Annotated in this window: 14 protein-coding genes and 6 pseudogenes; 10 read left to right on the top strand and 10 right to left on the bottom strand. The window is 44.1% G+C overall.

The features are described from left to right. Positions 1 to 143 precede the first annotated feature (143 nt). Positions 144 to 1,305 (top strand): annotated as a pseudogene (locus tag DSM107010_RS43135) (ISH3 family transposase). Between the two features lie 84 nt (positions 1,306 to 1,389). After that, entirely contained in the window at positions 1,390 to 2,103 is a 714-nt protein-coding gene (istB, locus tag DSM107010_RS26335) for an IS21-like element helper ATPase IstB (protein ID WP_373425495.1), read from the top strand. A gap of 242 nt (positions 2,104 to 2,345) precedes the next feature. Here the strand turns inward: istB and DSM107010_RS26330 are convergent, their stop codons facing one another. From DSM107010_RS26330 to tnpA, 5 genes and pseudogenes are all read right to left on the bottom strand, one after another. Next, the gene (locus tag DSM107010_RS26330) at positions 2,346 to 2,588 is read right to left on the bottom strand and encodes a DUF5602 domain-containing protein (RefSeq protein ID WP_258183985.1); all 243 of its coding nucleotides are present in this window, start codon (positions 2,586 to 2,588) and stop codon (positions 2,346 to 2,348) included. 12 nt (positions 2,589 to 2,600) lie between these two features. After that, positions 2,601 to 3,826 (bottom strand): annotated as a pseudogene (locus DSM107010_RS26325) (transposase); the annotation flags it as partial. 17 nt (positions 3,827 to 3,843) lie between these two features. After that, positions 3,844 to 5,113 (bottom strand): annotated as a pseudogene (locus tag DSM107010_RS26320) (IS701 family transposase). Positions 5,114 to 5,374: 261 nt separating this feature from the next. Next, positions 5,375 to 5,680, bottom strand: coding sequence for a hypothetical protein (locus DSM107010_RS26315; RefSeq protein WP_181246536.1), 306 nt, complete (start codon positions 5,678 to 5,680; stop codon positions 5,375 to 5,377). Between the two features lie 144 nt (positions 5,681 to 5,824). After that, a pseudogene (tnpA, locus tag DSM107010_RS26310) lies at positions 5,825 to 6,260 on the bottom strand (IS200/IS605 family transposase). Positions 6,261 to 6,408: 148 nt separating this feature from the next. On the opposite strand from tnpA, the gene DSM107010_RS43130 reads away from it, so the two are divergent. The 5 genes from DSM107010_RS43130 (at position 6,409) to DSM107010_RS26285 (ending at position 12,967) form a co-directional block, all read left to right on the top strand. Further along, a protein-coding gene (locus tag DSM107010_RS43130; protein WP_422387898.1) for an IS1 family transposase occupies positions 6,409 to 7,178 on the top strand; the annotation gives its coding sequence in 2 pieces (ribosomal slippage) (positions 6,409 to 6,679 and positions 6,679 to 7,178; 771 coding nt in all). A 248-nt stretch (positions 7,179 to 7,426) separates the two neighbouring features. Beyond that, positions 7,427 to 7,813: a VOC family protein gene (locus DSM107010_RS26300; RefSeq protein ID WP_127024291.1), complete on the top strand. Its 387-nt coding sequence runs from the start codon at positions 7,427 to 7,429 to the stop codon at positions 7,811 to 7,813. Positions 7,814 to 8,257: 444 nt separating this feature from the next. After that, positions 8,258 to 8,770: a flavodoxin FldA gene (gene fldA / locus DSM107010_RS26295; RefSeq protein ID WP_106171637.1), complete on the top strand. Its 513-nt coding sequence runs from the start codon at positions 8,258 to 8,260 to the stop codon at positions 8,768 to 8,770. An 81-nt stretch (positions 8,771 to 8,851) separates the two neighbouring features. After that, a complete protein-coding gene (locus tag DSM107010_RS26290) occupies positions 8,852 to 12,001 on the top strand; it encodes an efflux RND transporter permease subunit (protein ID WP_127024286.1) in 3,150 nt (1,049 codons plus the stop codon). An 87-nt stretch (positions 12,002 to 12,088) separates the two neighbouring features. Then, a complete protein-coding gene (locus DSM107010_RS26285) occupies positions 12,089 to 12,967 on the top strand; it encodes a hypothetical protein (RefSeq protein ID WP_127024283.1) in 879 nt (292 codons plus the stop codon). Between the two features lie 8 nt (positions 12,968 to 12,975). Here DSM107010_RS26285 and DSM107010_RS26280 read toward each other — a convergent pair. From DSM107010_RS26280 to DSM107010_RS26260, 5 genes and pseudogenes are all read right to left on the bottom strand, one after another. Beyond that, positions 12,976 to 13,260 (bottom strand): annotated as a pseudogene (locus DSM107010_RS26280) (methyltransferase type 11); the annotation flags it as partial. Between the two features lie 178 nt (positions 13,261 to 13,438). Beyond that, positions 13,439 to 14,791, bottom strand: a complete 1,353-nt coding sequence (locus tag DSM107010_RS26275; protein WP_106170111.1) for a nucleotide-binding domain-containing protein — start codon at positions 14,789 to 14,791, stop codon at positions 13,439 to 13,441. Between the two features lie 4 nt (positions 14,792 to 14,795). Continuing rightward, positions 14,796 to 15,818 carry a CBASS cGAMP-activated phospholipase gene (locus tag DSM107010_RS26270; protein WP_106170109.1) on the bottom strand — a complete coding sequence of 341 codons (1,023 nt, stop codon included), beginning with the start codon at positions 15,816 to 15,818 and terminating at the stop codon, positions 14,796 to 14,798. A 276-nt stretch (positions 15,819 to 16,094) separates the two neighbouring features. Further along, positions 16,095 to 16,436, bottom strand: a pseudogene (locus DSM107010_RS26265) (class I SAM-dependent methyltransferase); the annotation flags it as partial. A 156-nt stretch (positions 16,437 to 16,592) separates the two neighbouring features. Next, a complete protein-coding gene (locus DSM107010_RS26260) occupies positions 16,593 to 16,862 on the bottom strand; it encodes a thioredoxin family protein (RefSeq protein ID WP_106170114.1) in 270 nt (89 codons plus the stop codon). Positions 16,863 to 17,144: 282 nt separating this feature from the next. On the opposite strand from DSM107010_RS26260, the gene DSM107010_RS26255 reads away from it, so the two are divergent. The 3 genes from DSM107010_RS26255 to DSM107010_RS40930 all read left to right on the top strand — a co-directional run. Further along, on the top strand, positions 17,145 to 17,639 hold the full coding sequence (locus tag DSM107010_RS26255) for a hypothetical protein (RefSeq protein ID WP_127024280.1): 495 nt from the start codon (positions 17,145 to 17,147) through the stop codon (positions 17,637 to 17,639). 214 nt (positions 17,640 to 17,853) lie between these two features. Then, positions 17,854 to 18,591 (top strand): MalT transcriptional regulator family protein, encoded by a 738-nt coding sequence (locus DSM107010_RS26250; protein ID WP_127024277.1) that lies wholly within the window; start codon positions 17,854 to 17,856, stop codon positions 18,589 to 18,591. Continuing rightward, positions 18,549 to 18,730 (top strand): winged helix-turn-helix domain-containing protein (locus DSM107010_RS40930; protein WP_158631864.1); only part of this gene is annotated, 182 nt, incomplete at its 3' end. The genes DSM107010_RS26250 and DSM107010_RS40930, both read left to right, overlap by 43 nt.

Here is an 18,730-nt window from a genome sequence, read left to right as displayed (position 1 = left end):
ATCGGAGTTGGAAGCTTTTTCTACATTCAGAATAATTTTTTAGCAGTTACCTGCATCATCGTTGTGCCAACAACCAAGCTCAGTAGATCGAAAATTCTCTAGGAAAGGGGTAGAGTCAGGCAAGTGTGAATTGAAATAGTGCCATGACTCTATCATCCCCAACCTCATTATCGGATGCGCCTGTACTGACCGATGAAGCCACCTTGAGTGTCACTATGGAGTGTTTGCTAGAGCATCTGACGGTACCGACGCAAGGGGACTGTACGCCGCAGATGCTATTTCAAGTCCTGATTCGAGCGGCAAGCCAACAGGACAGCATCGAACACACGACGCAACAATTAACGGGTGTACCCAGTGGCAATACAATTCGCTACCACCTAGATAAACTCAAGGATATGAGTGGGCTGGAAGCCCAACTGAATCAGACGCTACAAAGCCGAATTCCGCCACGTATTGCCAAAGGTAAACAGCGGTTGGCGATAGACTTGCACCTAATCCCCTACTATGGCACACCCACCGCAGCCGAATTGCCTTACATCTATCGCTCTCAAGCCAAATCGGGCACTACCTCGTTCTTCGCCTACGCAACCGTTTATGTGATTGCCCGCAACCAGCGCGTTACCTTAGCGATTCATGCAGTGCACCGCCAAGAAACGCTCTTTAGCAACCCTGACCTATCTGCTTGCTGCCCTGGCTCCCCTGCGCCTACGTCTCAAGCGGTTATACCTGGATCGCGGCTTCTTTAGTGTGCCTGTGATTCGTTGGCTCCTGGCGCTCAACTTGCCATTTGTCATGCCAGCGATCGTTCGCGGCAAGCACGGTGGCACCCGCCAATTACTCAAGGGACGCAAGAGTTATTTCACCCATTACAACTTGTGTGGCTCCTACGGAATGGTGGAGTGCAATATGGGCATCGTCTGTCGCTACCAACGCGGTCAACGCGGACGACATGGCATTGGGCACTTGCTCTACGTCATTCACGGCACAACAGTGTCTCTATCCACGCTGCATCAAGATTACCGCTGCCGCTTTGGCATTGAAACCAGCTATCGAGTCAAGAATTCTTGTCGCATTCGCACGACCACCAAAAATCCTGTCGTCCGCCTATTATTTGTCGCCTTGGCGTTTGTGTTGGTTAATCTATGGGTGCATTTGCTGTGGCAATTTGTTAGTCGTCGCCAACCCGGAGTTTGCCTGGTCTATCGGGACTTATTTCCCCTCAAGACGATGCTAGGGTTCTTATCCCATGCCATAGAGCGCCAGTTTCCTGTGATTCGAGCCATTTTTTTACCGCTGCCTAGTTAAACTTGTCGATCTACTGAAGCTGCTTGTCCAATGCTGCTCTTAATTTCTTAACTCCAATGAGCCAGTCATTCTGCCCAAACCCCTATCTTGCAAAGGATTTCACCTTATCTTAGTGCCATTCAGGTAAGTCCCACCTATCACGACCTCACCTTTGAGGAACGCTTCGCACTGTTGGTGGAGCGCGAACAACTCCGACGCGCCCAGCAACGACTGCAACGACGACTCAAACAAGCTCATCTGGGCACCACCGCTAGTCTTGCAGACATTGATTTCACCGTGCCTCGCGGATTGTCCAAGTCAAAGTTCCTGGAACTCGCGCAGGGACAATGGCTCACCGAGCACCTGAATTTGATCCTAGTTGGTCCAACTGGGGTGGGCAAAACCTTTTTGGCATCGGTGCTCGCAGACCAGTGCTGTCAACGCGGTCACACGGTTCGCTATTTCCGATGTGCCGACTTGATCCTGGAGTTGAAACTGGCAAAAGCCGATGGGTCTTTTCAGAAATGGCAACGACAATTAGCGTCCTTTTCGCTACTGATTCTGGATGACTGGCTGCGCGACCCATTGTCGCCAGAGCAGGCACGCGATCTGTTGGACTTGCTCGACGGGCGCTATCGCAATGCCTCTTGTATTTTTACCACTCAACTGCCTGTGAATCAGTGGCATCAGCAGATTCAAGATCCCACTCTTGCCGATGCCATCCTTGACCGGATTGTGCATGACTCGCTGAGGTTAGTGCTTAAAGGGGAGTCAATGCGGAAACTGACTAGTAAAGTTTCGCCCCAACTCGACTCGTAGAGTCAGCCTGAACGGAAACCGCTTTGTCAATTGAGACTCTGTGACCCTTGGTTGATCATTCACGAACATAATTGTAATTTGATTGGCAATCATGTTCGGATGCCATCTCACTTGTGATGAGCGCTGACAATCCAATTCACGAGTCTTTTCTACAAATTGTTTGTGATTCTATTCATGATCCGATACGCTGTATTTAGACCTGCCGAAGTAGATGAGAATCCGGTGCCGAAGTTGAGTGGGATTTAGGTGCCGAAGTTGTTAAGAATCGGGTGCCGAAGTTGTGAAAATACGCACGAGTAGAAGTGAAAGTCAAAATGAGGAGGATTGTATATGTCAAGCGGTTGATGCCCTTGCGGATTCCAAGTGATGACAACATAGCGGAACGCTGAAGCAGAAGCTTCTGGCGGTAGCGAAAGCTCGTACTCGCGGGGTGTTGCTGGTAGATTCGACAGTGCTTCCTTAGTAAAAGTAATGCCAATTGCAATACCTTTGCCAATTTACGAGGGTTCAACGCTCGTGGAAAGGGGATGAATACGTCCCAAAGAAGTGAGCTTGGCAAAAATTTGAGCTAATAAAATAGGCTCAGGCTTTTCGGGAAGCATTTTTAACATTTCACGAACATATTGAAAGCCTCGATAATAAGCTTTCAGGTCAATGATGCCGGAGTTGGGATTGTGGTGACGGAAATCAGAGAGAAGATGATGAGATAAATTCACCATAAAGAAGGCGCTTATTAGCAGCATTAGTCACAGCAGTTTGGCTTAAGTTCATAAAATCTTCCAGCCCCCAAAACTGCTTGGCATCACGAAAATTAAACTCGATTTGGAAACGAAGTTTGTAATAGTCGATGATTTTCTCAAATGACAATTCTAGGTCACTAGAAAATAGAACTACATGGCTACGAGTATTAGTCTTAAGATGAGTTTTGACCACACTTACTACATTGAGAGCCTGGGCAAATTCTTTGTGAAGAAGGGTAGCTTGATAAATCTGACTTTGAATCTCATCTTGAATGGTAGTTTTACATAAATATTTGTCAGGTAAATTACGATAGTCTAGCTTGTCACCGTATTTACGACGAGAGCGACCCTGGGATTCAGGCTTTTGAGCGGGGATATATAATGCTGAATCTTGGCGCAATTTGGAGATGATGTGCAAGTTAACTTGTCTTGCCATCTGTAAGGCATTATTGTTACCAAAATGACCATCTAATCCCAAGTATGTCAGGGGAATAAATCCAGCTAATAACTTGAACAGGGAGTTAATCATCTGCTGAATTCGTAGTAATTCATCTGTGAGAACTACCTGGGTTTTATTCTGATTCTTACTTCCTTTGGGTCGTCCACGCTGACGTTTCTCTTTAGGTTTTACTTCTCGGCTTGGCAACGGGATACTTTTTTCTACATCACTCTTTATCACCTGTTCTATCTGAATCGGAAATGAGTGCCTTTGTTGAACACTTACTAGCGATAATGTAAAAAAAGATAGCCCTGATATCGGTTGACTTACTAGGCTGGAAAAAAATCTATCCAACCCATAAGTTTTTTTACCTGCCTTACTGACTACAACTTCATCTCCTGCCAGCAAATATACCTCATTCGCACGAAATAAAAGAGAAGCGAAAAAACAACCAAAACAACGTCGCCCAAGGTATGACTGTATGAAAGAACCTCAACATCGTCCGGTAACTACCACCAACGCCTGCCCAACGAGAGATTCCTAATGGGACTTTAAAGTTTTCTATGCCCAAATGAAGCCAGATTTAGCTCTATGAGCGGCAAATACATCGAAATGAGTCATCAGCCATCGCACCAGACGAAACTCTACTGCGGTGCGGAATGCCGTCAAAGCTTCTGTGAACGTTTGCAAAGGTTTGGTAGCCCAACGCCTGCGAAACCCGCCAGTTAACTGATGCCAAAGGATAAAGGTGTAGGCGGTAAAGACCAAAATCCAGTGCCGCTTCATGCTGATTGCGTCTCGGACCTGATACTCACTCAAACCCAGCCAGCCTTTGGCTTCTCGATAGAACACCTCTATCCAATTACGTTGTGAGTAAGTAGTTGCTACCCAAGCTGGACTCAAGAATTGCTCAGGCGCATTTGTCAAAAAGTAATCGATTTCGGTTGCTTGTTCCCAAGTGGCAGCATTCAGTTGAATTGCCAGCGTTCGCGCTCCCTCCAACTTGGGTACATGAACAGATAGTGTTGCTACCCAAACTGTGCGCGGCTTGTCGATGCTGAGTTCCACTCTCGTGAAGCACGACGGAGCTAAGTTTTGACCTACCTCCTGCAAGCCATGCTTGCGGGGACGCTCATCAGCCGCCAGTTGGCAGGTCACTTGACGGTTTTTGGCAATGGCTGCAATGTAGGTCAGTCTTCTCGCCTCTAATTGTTTGATGAAAGGTGTATTGTTACCGTAGCCCGCATCAATCAAAGTCACGCCTGGTTTCAAGCCGCGCTTCAAGCAAGTGTCAATCAATTGCATTGCCAAATCTGGCTTTTTGACAAAGTTTGGGTCTTCTTTACCGCCTGCCAGTGAGCTGGCGTGCTGATATAACGCTACATCCAACGGTAAGCGTCTGACTCCGTCATACAAGTGCGTTGTCAGAAGCACAATCCCATTGTCAGTCTTGCCAATTTCACCAATGTACTGCCTTCCAACTCCATCAGTATTGTCTCCACTTTTGCGATGTCCTGAGTCATCTACAATCAGGGTAAACCCTCGGCTAGGATTAGTTTGACGACAAGATTGCATCACTTGCAACCGACGCTGGTTCAGCTTCTCTACATCCGCTCGTAGACTCATTTAAGAAATGTCGCAAGCTGTTGTAGGAACCATCTACTGTATTGCTAGCAAGTTGGCTAAGATTCTTACGTTCGCTCTCTCCTAGTAGTCCCCCTAGATAAATTCGGAACGCTTGCCTCTGCTTTTGGCGAGAAAATATATCGTCGAACCGACGACACCAGTTATCAAAACATGCTGGCATCGCTGCACTTACTTGATCTTTCATTTACGCTGCTCCTGTTGAGACTAACGTAAAACTACCTCGGTGACTGTATTGTATCTCTATTTTTTCTTACTTTTCTACAAAGTCCCACTAACATGGTGACTCTGCCGCTCATTGCCAGCATTGCTATGATAATCTGGTTCATTTGCCGCATCGTTGTCACTTTTATTTGTGGTAGTAGGCATTGCAACAGTGCTAGTATCTCGTACATGGGCTGTTTGTAGTTTTTGAGTTCTCGTTGTGGAAGACAATAACTCTACTACATCAGCCCTCTCTCTTCATCCCCTTGTTTTGGCGAAGGTATTGAATTGTGGAGGGATTTTTCTTACCATCAAGCGTGACAAAGGAGCGAATGACTCCGTTACCTAGCTGTTCTGGCTTGCCGTAGATTTGAACGGCTTGCTTTAGCTTGGGTAGGGTGACAATATTGGTGGTTCTTAAGGTAGGAGCAGAAAAGAAACTGGCAAGGCGATCGGTTAATCCTGGTAGTAATACAATGACTATAGTAGTAGCTACCAGTAGAGCAATAGCTTTTTTATTAGTAATGCTTTTAGAACGTGTATTAGTCATACAAAAGTGGTAATTAAGTTAATAGTCTTCGTCTTACTAACACCCGTTACTCATTATTCTTATATCTACAGGTTCTCATATGGAACTAAACCACTATGCACTGAAAGTGCATAGGTTCCTCGAGGGCTGAAAGCCCGAGTTAACTCATTCCAGTAAGAAATTATCATGTTCCTGATTCGAGGGATTCCGATGATGTTCTAGATACTCCTGCACTAGCTCCTCCGTCAGATTCCCCGTACTCCATGCCCCATACCCAATTGCCCAAAAGTGCTTCCCCCAATATCGTTTTTGCAATTCTGGATATTCTTGGAAGGAGCAATCGCGACGTGCGACCCAAGAGAGGCCGGATCAAATCACTAATACTCTTTGATGGTGGATACTCCACATGCATATGCACATGATCTTTACTCACCACTCCCTTCAGGATCTGCACATCCTCCGCATCACAGATCTGTATAATCAGTTCCCGACAACGTTTCTGGATCTCTCCCTTGAGCACTGGATATCGATACTTTGTTACCCACACAAGATGGACGGTCAATCGAGTTACGGTATGGCTGCCTCTACGCTGATCTGTCATGATCGTTTTTCTCAAAACTACCATGATGTCTCGTTGAAGTCATCGGGAAGTGAGTAGCAACTAAAGTCTCCCAGGAGATGTTGTAGAATTGTTGATAGACTAACATCTACTAGGAAAAATAGCAGCATCGACTGTATCGAAAGTAGACATGATTACACAAGTACTGCATTGTCCTTACTGTCAGGGAGTAGACATTGTGAAGAATGGTAAGACTCCTCAAGGAAAGCAACGCTACCAATGTCGAGAAAAACCTTGTGGTGGTCGAACATTCATTTTAGACTATGTTTATCAGGGTAAATCCAGAAAAACAAAAGAACAGATTGTAGACATGGCACTCAATGGAAGTGGCATTCGAGATACAGCACGAGTATTGCATATTAGTACCAGCACTGTTATTAAAGAATTAAAAAAAAGAAACCGCAATTACAACAAGTGAATTTATCAGTATTAAAGCAACTGAATTGTTCGTCAGCCGCAGTAGATATTTGCCTGGTGAAACCAGAGCAGACAGAGCTAGAGAGAGAATCTGAGCTAGATGAGATGTGGAGTTTTGTTGGGAAAAAAGTTAATCAGAGGTGGTTGTGGCACGCGATAGAGCGTACAAGCGGAAAGGTCTTAGCTTACGTCTTCGGCACTCGTAAGGATGAAGTTTTTCTTCAGTTGAAAGCATTGTTATTACCTTTTGGAATTAGCCGCTTCTACACTGATGATTGGGGAGCATATGAACGTCATCTAGATGGCTCAAAGCATGAGATTGGTAAACGAAATACACAAAAGATAGAAAACAAACATTTAAACCTCCGGACTCGAATTAAACGCTTGGCACGGAAAACGATTTGTTTTTCTAAGACAAGCATTATGCACGACATTGTGATTGGACTATTCATTAATCGATATGAGTTTGGCTTGTTGATTTAATTTTGTATCAACACTTCTAAAACACCTCCCAAAAAACGACGTTAAGACTGAAAAGTAAGTGGAGTATGCGATTGCTTCTTGCGATCGGAAGTCCTTACATCTTCCAAATGAATGCTACAAAGCGTATTATCAGAAGTATTTTGGGGTCTTAGCTACTGATAAGGAGTATTATTAGAAGTCTAAACAGATCGCTTTTGTCTTAATGAAGTTTATTGTTTTACTGCAAAAACGCCATCGAGCGTGAAATTATGAGCAAGTCACCTCGACTAGGAAACATTAGCCCGATTATTCCGGCGGGTAATGATATGGAAAAGGCGATAGCTTTCTATGAAGACCAGCTTGGCTTCATAACAATCCATAAAGAAGGCGATCCCGTGACAATGGCTATTGTCAAACGTGACTCGGCAGAAATATTCCTTCAAAAGAACGACGATCGGCACCTGGCAGAATGGACTACGTTTCGCATCCACGTCGAACACGTCGATCGACTTTATGAGGAGCTTCAGGCAAAGGGCGGCGAGATGATTCATCCCAATGGCAAGCTTGAGATGAAGTCTTGGGGAACAAGAGAGTTTGCAATCCTAGACTCGGCAGGTATCTGCATCACCTTCTACGAATTCTCAAAACGAACCTGACAAGCGTATAGGCTTAGCGACGAAATTTGTTCTGTTACTACGAAAACCCCTATCAGATTTTCTTGTTTCACTAGTTTGCCACCAAAGCTTAGTATAGTTTGAGTTATGAAATACTCCAAAACTTAGTATTTCAAAAGTTTTAGATATATTCTCGCTCTTCTTGATTTCACTGGCGATCGCTCTGCCAGATTATTGATATGTCAACCTGAAAAATCGTGCTGAAACAGCAATAAACGCGGTTTGACGCTCAGTTATCAGCCGCTTCTAAGTTTACCACTAACACCTTTGTAAATATAGCTTTTATATTTAGTGCTTCTTTCAATCAAGCACTAACTATTTCATGCTTCAAATCTTCATCACCAGTTAGATCTTTTTTGGTTTACCCCTTGACTCTCCAGTTGGCTAGAGAATTTAAATTAGTTTTAGTTCTAATGAGGAAAAGAAATGGCTAAGATTAGTTTATTTTTTGGAACTCAAACTAGCAACACGCAAACAGCAGCAGAAATAATTCAGAAAGAGTTTGGTGGAAATAGTGTTGTTGACTTAAATGACATTTCCAAGGCTGAAAAGAGTGATTTTGAAAGCTATAACTACATCATCATCGGTTGCCCAACCTGGAATGTTGGTGAGCTACAAAGCGATTGGGAAAACTTTTTTGACGAATTAGATAGCATTGATTTCAGTGGTAAAAAAGTTGCATATTTTGGTGAAGGCGACCAAATAGGCTATCCCGATACTTTCCAAGATGCAATGGGTATGCTCGAAGAAAAAATTACAGAACAAGGTGGCGAAACAGTTGGTTATTGGTCTACAGATGGTTATGAATTTACTGATTCTAAAGCCTTACGAGATGGTAAGTTCGTCGGTCTGGCATTGGATGAAGATAATCAATCAGACTTAACAGACAAGCGCATCAAAACCTGGGTGGATCGACTGAAGCAAGAATTTGGTCTGTAGGACGCTATGATAGGCAGCTCGTCAAACTCGGAAGCCCCACTTTACTAGCCGCGATCGCCCTGATTCATCGAGATGTAAACCATGTTCGTCGATTTCTTCATCAAGCGACCCGTCTTCGCTATTGTCTGCGCCCTCATCATCTTGCTAGTGGGGCTGATTAGCATCCCCACATTACCTGTAGCGCAGTTTCCCAACATCAGCCCAACGCAAATCGTCGTGAGGGCAAACTACGTTGGGGCAAGTGCCACAGTCGTAGAAGAAACAGTAACAAATGTATTGGAACGGGAAATTAACGGCGTTGAGGGCATGAGATACATGGCTTCAACCAGCAGCAACGACGGTACTAGCAAAGTCACCGTTACGTTTAGATTAGGATACAATCCCGATACCGCACTGGTAAACGTTCTCAACCGAGTCTCTGTAGCCGAACCGCGATTACCTCAAGTGGTACAACAAACGGGAGTCTCCGTCAGCAAGCAATCGAGTGCAGCCATTTTGGGCATTGCAGTTTACAGCCAAGAGTCAGACAAATACGACGAGAACTTCATCAGCAACTACATGGATCTCTACGTCCTCGATAGTCTAGAAAGAGTTGAAGGCGTGAGTAATGTTGCTCGGTTTGGCGAGCGCCGCTATGCCATGCGACTGTGGCTGAACCCACCTCAGATGGCAAGCCGAGGCTTGACTACCCAAGACGTGGTAGATGCGCTCAACGAGCAGAACATCCAGTTGGGAGTCGGACGTATTGGGCAACCACCTGCCCCTAACGAGCAGCTATATCAAATTGACGTACAGGCTCAGGGTCGGCTGAAAGAAGCAACCGAGTTTGAGAATTTGGTGTTGAAAACAGGTGCAGATGGTACGCTGGTCAAGCTCAAGGATGTGGGCAGAGCAGAATTAGGAGCCGAAGATTACAGCTCTACAGCTAGCTATAGCAATCGTCAGGCAGTGGGCTATCAAATCTTTCAGCTTCCTGGCAGTAATGCTTTGACTGTTGCTGATGGAGTTAAAGCTGAGTTGGCGCGACTGGCAAAGGATTTTCCCCCAGGTATTGTCTATGAAATTCCTTATGATGCAACTCTATTTGTCGAAGAGTCGCGTCAGGAGGTAGTGAATACTTTGTGGCAAGCGATCGCTCTTGTCGTCCTGGTGATTTTCGTGTTCTTACAAGATTGGCGTGCTAGCCTGATTACCGCGATCGCAATTCCAGTTTCTTTAATCGGCACTTTTGCATTCGTTAAAGCATTCAATTTCTCCATCAACAGCCTGACGTTGTTTGGCATCATTCTGGCAACTGGAATGGTAGTGGATGATGCCATTGTCATTGTCGAAGATATTGCTCGTATGATGAAAGAAAAAGGGCTAAGTCCGCTTCGAGCTGCATCTGAGGCAATGCACGAGCTATTTGGAGCTGTAATTGCAACTTCGCTCGTACTCATGGCAGTATTTGTTCCGGTTGCTTTCTTTCCAGGCTCTACCGGACAGCTCTACCAACAGTTTGCCCTCACTATTGCCTTTGCGATCGGCGTTTCCACCTTCAATGCTTTAACGCTTACGCCTGCCCTTTCTGCCTTGCTGTTACGCCAGGAACCGAGATATCCAGGGATCTTAGGCTGGATTTTTACTCGGTTCGATCGGTTTCTAGACTGGTTGGGCCGAAGATACCAGCAGACGCTCCACCTCCTAACACGCATAAAAGCGATCCTAATTGCGGCGTTCGTTGCATCTTTATTTCTTACGGCTTGGCTTTACCTTCGCACGCCGCAAGCCTTTCTTCCCGATGAAGACCAAGGCTATTTTATCAACCTAATTCAGGGACCGGATGGCACTTCACTTAATTACACCAGCCAAGTTATCGAGCAAGCTGAAACTATACTGCTGAAAAATCCTGCAGTTGCTGGAACATTTGCCTTGGGCGGTTTTAGCTTTACGGGTAACACTGCTAATCAAGGTTTGATTTTAACACCGCTCAAGCCTTGGGGCGATCGCCAACAACCTCACCAATCCGCTCAAGCGGCGATCGCTCAAGTGCAACAACCCCTTTCTGCGATTTTGGAAGCAACTGTACTTCCCGTAAATCCTCCGGCGATTCAAGGTTTGGGTAGTATAGGCGGTTTTGTCTTTCAGTTGCAAGATCGGAGTAATAACAACGAGATCGATACCCTCGTACAAACGATGGGTAAGTTGTTAGAGCGGGCTAACCAGACACCAGAATTGCAAAGGGTATTCAGTACTTATACCGCTAATGCCCCGCAGTTACTCGTTCAAGTCGATCGCGACAAAGCTAAAGCTTTACAAGTGCCTGTAGACGAGATCTATAGTACGCTACAAATTTTTATCGGTTCGCGCTACGTTAATGACTTTGAAGCATTTCGACAGACTTACCGAGTTTACGTCCAGGCAGATACGCCGTTTCGGTCTAACCCCAAGAATATCGGTCAACTGTACGTGCGATCGCAAACGGGCGAAATGATTCCCCTGAGCAATCTCGTCAACGTTACGTCTACTACGGGACCGCAAACAATTAATCACTACAACCGATTGCGCTCGATTGAAATCAATGGTGCGTCAGCTCCTGGCTTTAGTTCCGGTCAAGCTATTCAAGCAATGGAAAAACTAGCTGCTGAGATACTACCAGCAAGTATGGGTTACGAATGGTCGGGAATTTCTTTAGAAGAGATCGAGTCAGGCGGTCAAGCTCCGATCGTTTTTGCTTTTGGTCTGCTCTTTGTCTTTTTGGTATTGGCTGCTCAGTACAATAACTTCATCGATCCCTTGACCATCATGTTATCCGTGCCTTTGGCAATCTTAGGGGCATTGCTCGCTCAGTCAATGCGCGGCTTGTACAACGATATTTACTGCCAAGTTGGGTTAGTCATGCTGATTGGCTTGGCAAGTAAGAATGCCATTTTAATCGTGGAATTTGCCAATCAACTGCACGAGCAGGGACTTTCAGTTACCAAAGCAGCCGTGCAAGCTTCTCAAGAACGCTTGCGACCGATTTTGATGACCGCTATTTCAACACTACTCGGAACTTACCCGTTGGTGGTTGCTACGGGGGCGAGTTCAGCCAGTCGTCAATCGCTCGGTACGGCAGTTTTCGGAGGAATGCTAGTTGCGACATTTTTGAGTTTGTTTGTCGTACCGATTTTATATATCGCGATCGGTTCTGTTCGCTTGCAGTTATCTCGTTCCCGAAAAGCTGCGTATTCAGACAATAATCGGGCTTAATTGCTGAAATTATGAGAAAAATCCTTGACTCTCTAGCCTACAGGAGAATTTAGGATTAATTGACTGCTGGAAAATAGGAGAAAGTTTATGAATCGTTTAGCGATCGCGTTTACCATAGCAACTACCTTATTATTCGTTCAAAGCTGCTCGTCATCATCGAACATTCAAGAAACAATGGCGAGTAGTACAACCGAGCATAACGAGCATGCACAAGCAAACGTGAACCATGAAGGACACGGGATGGATCGTGCTAATGACGGAGAGAAGAAAACTGCTACCAAAGCCAAACTGACAACTCCAGACAAGATCGCTCCCAATACCTCCGTTGAATTAGCGATTGAAATTCGAGACTCCAATGGAAACGCGATCGCCAATTTTGATACGTTCCAAGAAGAACTGATGCACTTGATTATGGTCAGCGACGATCTACAGTCGTTCGCACACTTACATCCTGTTTACAAAAGCAATGGACGCTTTGAGGTGGAAGCTCGTTTTCCCAAACCTGGAAGCTATACGTTCTTCAGCGACTATAAACCGACGGGACAACAGGAACGAGTTTCAGTGCTGAAAACAAGAGTTTCTGGAGATCGCCCACCTGCTGTAAAAATGGACGTGAGTCGCACGAAAACGTTTGCCGATACAAAAGTCAATTTGGAACTGTTTGAAGCAACAGTTAAAGCAGGTGAAGAAGTCACTTTGGTGTTCGATCTACAGGATGCAGCCAACAACAAGCCGATTGCAGATTTGCAACCTTACTTAGGAGAAAAGGGACATTTGGTTATCCTGAGACAGTCATCCCCTCTCACATCGAACGATTACGTCCACGCTCATGCACTCAAAGATACACCCCCTGGACAAGTGCATTTTGCCACTCGCTTTCCTCGCTCAGGACAGTATAAGCTTTGGGGTCAATTTAACCGCAATGGTAAAATCGTCACGGCTGATTTTTGGGTGAATGTTGTATAGAGTTCGAGCTAATTATGAATCGTAGCTGTCGCTACCATCATTCCCCAAACGACATTAAAGCGGAATTTTGTAGCACGGTGAATGTCAAAACCTGCTAGCTCCAGCAAGTGATGAAACTCTGCTTCGGTGTAACATTGCTGATAGGCTGGGTCAATAAATTTCAATGCCAAATCGCAGAGCCGACACAGCAGATAATCTTTGCACCAATCTAGAATTACTACTCTACAGTGAGGCTGCAAAACCCGCTTTATTTCTACTAATACTGCCACAGGGTCTTCAAAATAGTGAAAAGAACGTTGCCCATCACCCGCCGCAGTTATCTCGAATGCAAACAGATATCCTCTGGCGGTCTGGTGCATGGGCGTTTATGTTATACCGCTGTAATGCTCAGCCTAGATAAATTAGCTCGAAAGTTTGTATTTGCAAGAGAGAATAAGACAAAAGAGTATTTGTAATTATCAGCGACATATATCAAATCGAATGATTAATAGGAACATCAATTCTAGAGCGTGCCACACACACATTGTTTTTGATGATGTAACATTCTACAAAATGCGCTCCGTGGAAATCGCTGTGTTCGAGCCTTTGATGGTTTCCACCATCGCTCAGGATTTGTCCTCTGATACAATTTCTTCTTACTGCTTCCTCTTCGACATTACGAACTTTCCATTTAACTGAAAATGGTTTTGGGACATCGCAATCAGCAATAAAGAATTCTAGCTTTTTCCCCGGAAGTAAGGGAAGTCTTTTGAGTAAAAATTCACGCAATAAGCGAGTCATAAAACCATCTTGTGAAACTCGGCAATCTACTTTCAAATTATATTGAAGATGGATTGGAAAATAATTCTCAATAAACTCTTCGGTGTCGTCGCAGTTTGTAAGGATATTCTTATCTTGTCTTGTATTAGATGTAGAAGATTCACTCAAACAGCTAGCGGTTAATTCTTTGTAAGAATCGAAAACAAATCTATCATTACCAAAATGACGTTGCCATGCCTTACAAGCATTCTCCAAGGATGTATTGTCATCCAAGGCTTGCTCAGCAGATTTAATGAAACTATCAAGTTGAGTTAAAAGATATCCTTTATTTGTATTACTACAAGTCTCCAATAAGTTTTCATCTACAGGAGTTGTAGGTCGGTAACATGCAAAATTTAGTGTCAGGCTACTCTTGATGTTGACCAAAGTCTTGTAGAGAGAAACATCATCATATTCATCATAAATAATATTATTGGTAGCTAGGATTGAGAAAATGAGTCCACTTGGTAAATCACCTTTTCTGTAATCACTCCAAGCCTTTAAATAACGTACAATTCGCTTAAGCTGACCATTATCGCTGGCTTTTTCATTAAACCACTTAATAAATTCTCTAGGATCGCTTTCAATCCATCCCTTATTTTTATGAGCTAGGCGTGGAGTCTGTCCCTCAATGATATAGTAAATGGGAAGATCGAGGTGATAATGTCTGGCATAGACAAGTCTTACACAGGTTTGCTTGCCAATAGGTTCTTGTTTTGTATGCCCATTTACAGCTTCAGAAATCCAACTGTGAAAGGTAGAAATACTTTGATTCGGCTCTGCTTCTACTTTGAAATAGATACCATCATCAATATCAAATTCTCCATCAAGAGGTTCAATAATAGTGTTCATTATAAATGAACCCTGACCATGAAACTTTGGAGAAAAACCGTTTTTCTTATCTCGAAAATAATTTCTAATTTTTTCACGAACAGCATCACGGGACGCGCGCAATATCTTTTTTCGACTAGAGCTTAAAGCAATAGCACTGTTCAAATCTAAAAATAAATTATGACAGTTTGCCATACTACTATCTAATAATGTACTGCTTGCGCTCTTTGAAAAATTCGGTAATCTCTGGTTTTCTTCCCCACAAAAGAGCTTGGTCTTTGCCCATTTGAAACATCAAGTTCAATGCTTCGCACGAAGTATTATCTAGATTAATAATTCGTGCTTGTTCTGGAGATAAAGGGACACCAGGAATACGCACATAATCAAATGGAGAATCGCAATGCTGTGCTAGAGTTTCCACGAAGTAACCTGTAAGATGTGCCTGTCCCTCAAAAAACGTAGCGATCAAGTCCTTATTCCAATCGACAACCGAACGGTGATATTTTTTAAAGAACCGTCTACCAGGATTCGGCTCTAGAGAACCAATAGACATCACCATTAACTTCTGGAACCTCTTTTTATTACCGATGAAATATCGAAGTGCCTCTACCACGCCAATTAGTGTTGGATTGTTTGCATAAATCCCACCATCAATAAACTGTTTTTGATCGTAAGTATCGATAGTAACAATCGGTAAATAAGCAGGTGCAGCACTTGTTGCAAGAGCTATGTCAACATATTTTGTTCTATTATCCCTACAGAAATTACCTTCATTATGATCGAACTTAAAAATGAAAGGTCTGCCATCAGTTAAAGAAAACGCAGGAATACAAAGTAAACAGTAAGAGTCCGCAAGAGTTCTCTCTCCGAACATCTCTTCTAATGCCTTCCTCAATTCACTGTTGTCATACTTACTTCGTAGAAAAAATTGTTGGAGCGAACTTAGAAAACCATTGCGTTGCGGAAAGATATACTTACCCCGCCTATAATATAAATTGCTGATTAACCCGACAGGTATATGAAGTGACAACCCCAGTGCAATTAAACCACCTGTTGAAGTGCCGCAAATGAGGTCAAAATGATCCACGATTCGACAATTAAATCTGTCCTCAAAATGTTCTAAAATTCTGGACGAATACAACCCTTTAATTCCCCCTCCATCTATTGATAGGACTTTAAATACCTGCGATCCTGAAGTAGACAAGGGATAAGAGGAATCCATATTCGTTGAACTGGGTGCTTGAGCAAGAATATTCCATATATAGCGTACACATTGAAGCTTGACCGCTATATATGGAATTTATAGAATCTTAGCCATTGTTCCTACTGTATGTGTATTACTCGAGTAGTACGGATTACCGTACTCTCTTGACGGAAACCTAAAAGTGGTAACTAAAACTGAGCCGACTATCTCATCAGCAAATTCCAGATAGCTTAATGCTGGAGGTTGACAGATAGCTTTTTGTTTACGTTATTAACAATTAGTCAAAGCGGTATAACTGGCAGATACAACGACATCAAAGCTGCGATCGGCAAATGGTAGTGCTGACGCAGGCGCAGTATGAAACGAAACGTTGGGGTAGGTGTGAAGTTTTTGGCGGGCGATCGCCAGCATCTTTTCGGAAATGTCTACTCCCATTATCTCTTGCGTCGGCTGCTGGGTCAGTACCAGCCGTTCAAATTCTCCCGTTCCACAACCAATATCCAGCACTTTGTCCTGGGAAGAAATCTGCGCCCAGGTTTGAAGAATTGACAGCGTGTTGGTAATATAGCTGTTCCAGCGGCGATCGTATTTCGCTGCCATTCGATCGTATTGTTCGCGAACTGTGGTTTTAGTCATGTGGATTTTGGATGATTGTTGAATGACCAACTGCGAAAAGAGTTGCGGAAAACTCCCATACAACTTCAAGTCCTTTTGGTTGCTACACCAATGATTTGTGAGCTAACAATTGCTGGAAAGTTAGCCCGAAAGTACTGGTAATCTACACCGCCAATTTCAACTTAGAGGCTGACCTACACCAATAGCTTGTAGTTGCTCTTGATTTGGCTTGCCAGTCAAAACCAGTTTTCCATCGAGCGCCAGCGCGGGAACTGCCTGAACCCCATATTTCTGGGCTTTTGCCAGGTACGTTGGATGTGTCTGTCCCTCTCGCAGGTCATATATTGACACCTCACAACTAGAACAAGTCAGTTCTTGCACCAATCGGACTGTCTCGTTGCAAAGAGGGCAGTCGGCTACAAAAATTTCAATCTTACGAGTTGCCATAATTTCCATCACAAACGCATTAAAATTTTTTCCTGCTACTATTCTTATTCTGGATTCTCTCGCTAACTGGAGAGTCAAGAGGAATGAAATATTTTTCGAGCGACAATCTTTAAAAAGATAGGTTGATAGCCGAGCATAGCTTGAATTCTAATTGTGAGGCAATTTTACGATCGCTTGATTCTCCAGCCGACTAGAGAATTCAACATAGCTCTATGATTTTGAGCAAGCAACTATACAGTTGATGATTGAAAAATTGTCTTAAGGACTTACTTAAATTGTCGTATGTCAAATCGTCAAAACGCCATGCACTTCTTTGGTTGGCTGGATTCGCCCGAATGGAATGTGAGTGTATTCTCATTTTTGTTGTCTTTCTTTTGGGAAATTCAGCAAATGCTGTTTTATCGAGTTCCATCTGAACTTTCCTGCTTTGAGATCACTAGAAATTGCACTCTCGCTACACTAGGGGATGTTGGAATCTCACTTACCTCTTTTTGGGTAGTTGCAGCTATATCAAAATCGCGTCAATGGTTTCATCAACTAAGCCGCTGGAACGTCGGTATTTTTACATTTGTAGGAGTTGTTATTACAGTTATTTTTGAAGCCCTAGCAACTGGACCTCTGGGTGTATGGACATATGCCAATTCTATGCCAACGCTCCCCTTCTTCGGTACTGGACTAGTGCCACTATTGATGTGGATGCTGATACCGCCTCCGACAATTTGGTTCGTCAATCGTCAACTTTCTCATGTCAGATATAGAAGCTCGAAACCAATGTAATGAGGTACTTTGCCGGTCGATTTCTAAACAATAAGTTGGCTCGTGCATTACTCTGGTATCGCTGATGAGCAGCGCTTATCCCTTATAAAGTAAAGGAGTTTGCCTAGTAACCTTCTAAAGCCTTTATTTGCTAGTCTTGAGTTAAATCTCAGTGGTTGATTTGGTAGTAATGCGTTAGCCAAGCAGCGTGAATTAGAGTTGAGGGGCATCATCGATGACTAATCCCCTGTTATTGACAAAATTCCACATTCCACCAGTTAGAGCTTCTCTGGTACGGCGCGATCGCCTGCTCGAACGGTTGAATTGTAGTTTGGAAGGCAAGTTAATCCTAATTTCGGCTCCGGCTGGTTCTGGTAAAACCACCCTACTGAGCGAGTGGTTGCGTCAAACTAATCTACCTAGCAGTTGGTTATCGCTAGATGAAGGGGATAACGATCCGATCCGCTTCTGGACTTATTTTGTTGCTGCTTTACAACAATCCCACCCCAATATTGGAGCCACAACGCTCTCCATGCTGCGATCGCTCGAATCCCCATCGTTCGAGTCTTTTTTGATCCCGCTCATTAACGAAATTACTAGTCTTTCGGACGAGCGGATTTTAGTTTTGGACGATTATCAAGCGATCGCCGCTCGTCCAATTCATGAGGCTATGACCTTTTTGCTCGGTCGTTTGCCATCCCAACTACACTTGGCGATCGCTAGTCGCGTCGATCCACCCCTACCACTAGCGCGATGGCGCGTTCGCAACCAGTTAACGCAACTGGGAGCAGCAGATTTATGCTTCACCCTAGCAGAGACGACTGCATTCATCAACCAGTCAATGCAACTATCTCTATCTCAGGAACAGGTAGTAGCAATTCAGGTACGGACGGAGGGATGGATTGCAGGATTGCAACTGGCGGCGCTATCATGCGCGCTGTCAAAGACATTTCGTCATTTATTGCATCGTTAACAGGCGATCGGCATTACATTCTGGACTACCTAGTTGAAGAGGTGCTGGAGCATCAGCCTAAACCTCTCCAGTCATTTCTCCTACGCACTTCCATCTTAGAGCGAATGTGCGGCGATCTTTGCCAAGCAGTTGTGGGAGG

The sequence above is a fragment of the Chroococcidiopsis cubana SAG 39.79 genome, from assembly GCF_003991895.1.
Lineage (GTDB): Bacteria > Cyanobacteriota > Cyanobacteriia > Cyanobacteriales > Chroococcidiopsidaceae > Chroococcidiopsis > Chroococcidiopsis thermalis.
The sequence above is the reverse complement of the archived record's forward strand: the minus strand, read 5'-3'. Positions and strand labels throughout refer to the sequence as shown.

Bases quoted from the DNA above. Each gene is read 5' to 3' on its own strand.
- DSM107010_RS26315 (WP_181246536.1), bottom strand. From the start codon at position 5,680: ATGACTAATACACGTTCTAAAAGCATTACTAATAAAAAAGCTATTGCT.
- DSM107010_RS26300 (WP_127024291.1), top strand. From the start codon at position 7,427: ATGAGCAAGTCACCTCGACTAGGAAACATTAGCCCGATTATTCCGGCG.
- fldA (WP_106171637.1), top strand. From the start codon at position 8,258: ATGGCTAAGATTAGTTTATTTTTTGGAACTCAAACTAGCAACACGCAA.
- DSM107010_RS26290 (WP_127024286.1), top strand. From the start codon at position 8,852: ATGTTCGTCGATTTCTTCATCAAGCGACCCGTCTTCGCTATTGTCTGC.
- DSM107010_RS26285 (WP_127024283.1), top strand. From the start codon at position 12,089: ATGAATCGTTTAGCGATCGCGTTTACCATAGCAACTACCTTATTATTC.
- DSM107010_RS26275 (WP_106170111.1), bottom strand. From the start codon at position 14,791: ATGGCAAACTGTCATAATTTATTTTTAGATTTGAACAGTGCTATTGCT.
- DSM107010_RS26270 (WP_106170109.1), bottom strand. From the start codon at position 15,818: ATGGATTCCTCTTATCCCTTGTCTACTTCAGGATCGCAGGTATTTAAA.
- DSM107010_RS26260 (WP_106170114.1), bottom strand. From the start codon at position 16,862: ATGGCAACTCGTAAGATTGAAATTTTTGTAGCCGACTGCCCTCTTTGC.
- DSM107010_RS26255 (WP_127024280.1), top strand. From the start codon at position 17,145: ATGTCAAATCGTCAAAACGCCATGCACTTCTTTGGTTGGCTGGATTCG.
- DSM107010_RS26250 (WP_127024277.1), top strand. From the start codon at position 17,854: ATGACTAATCCCCTGTTATTGACAAAATTCCACATTCCACCAGTTAGA.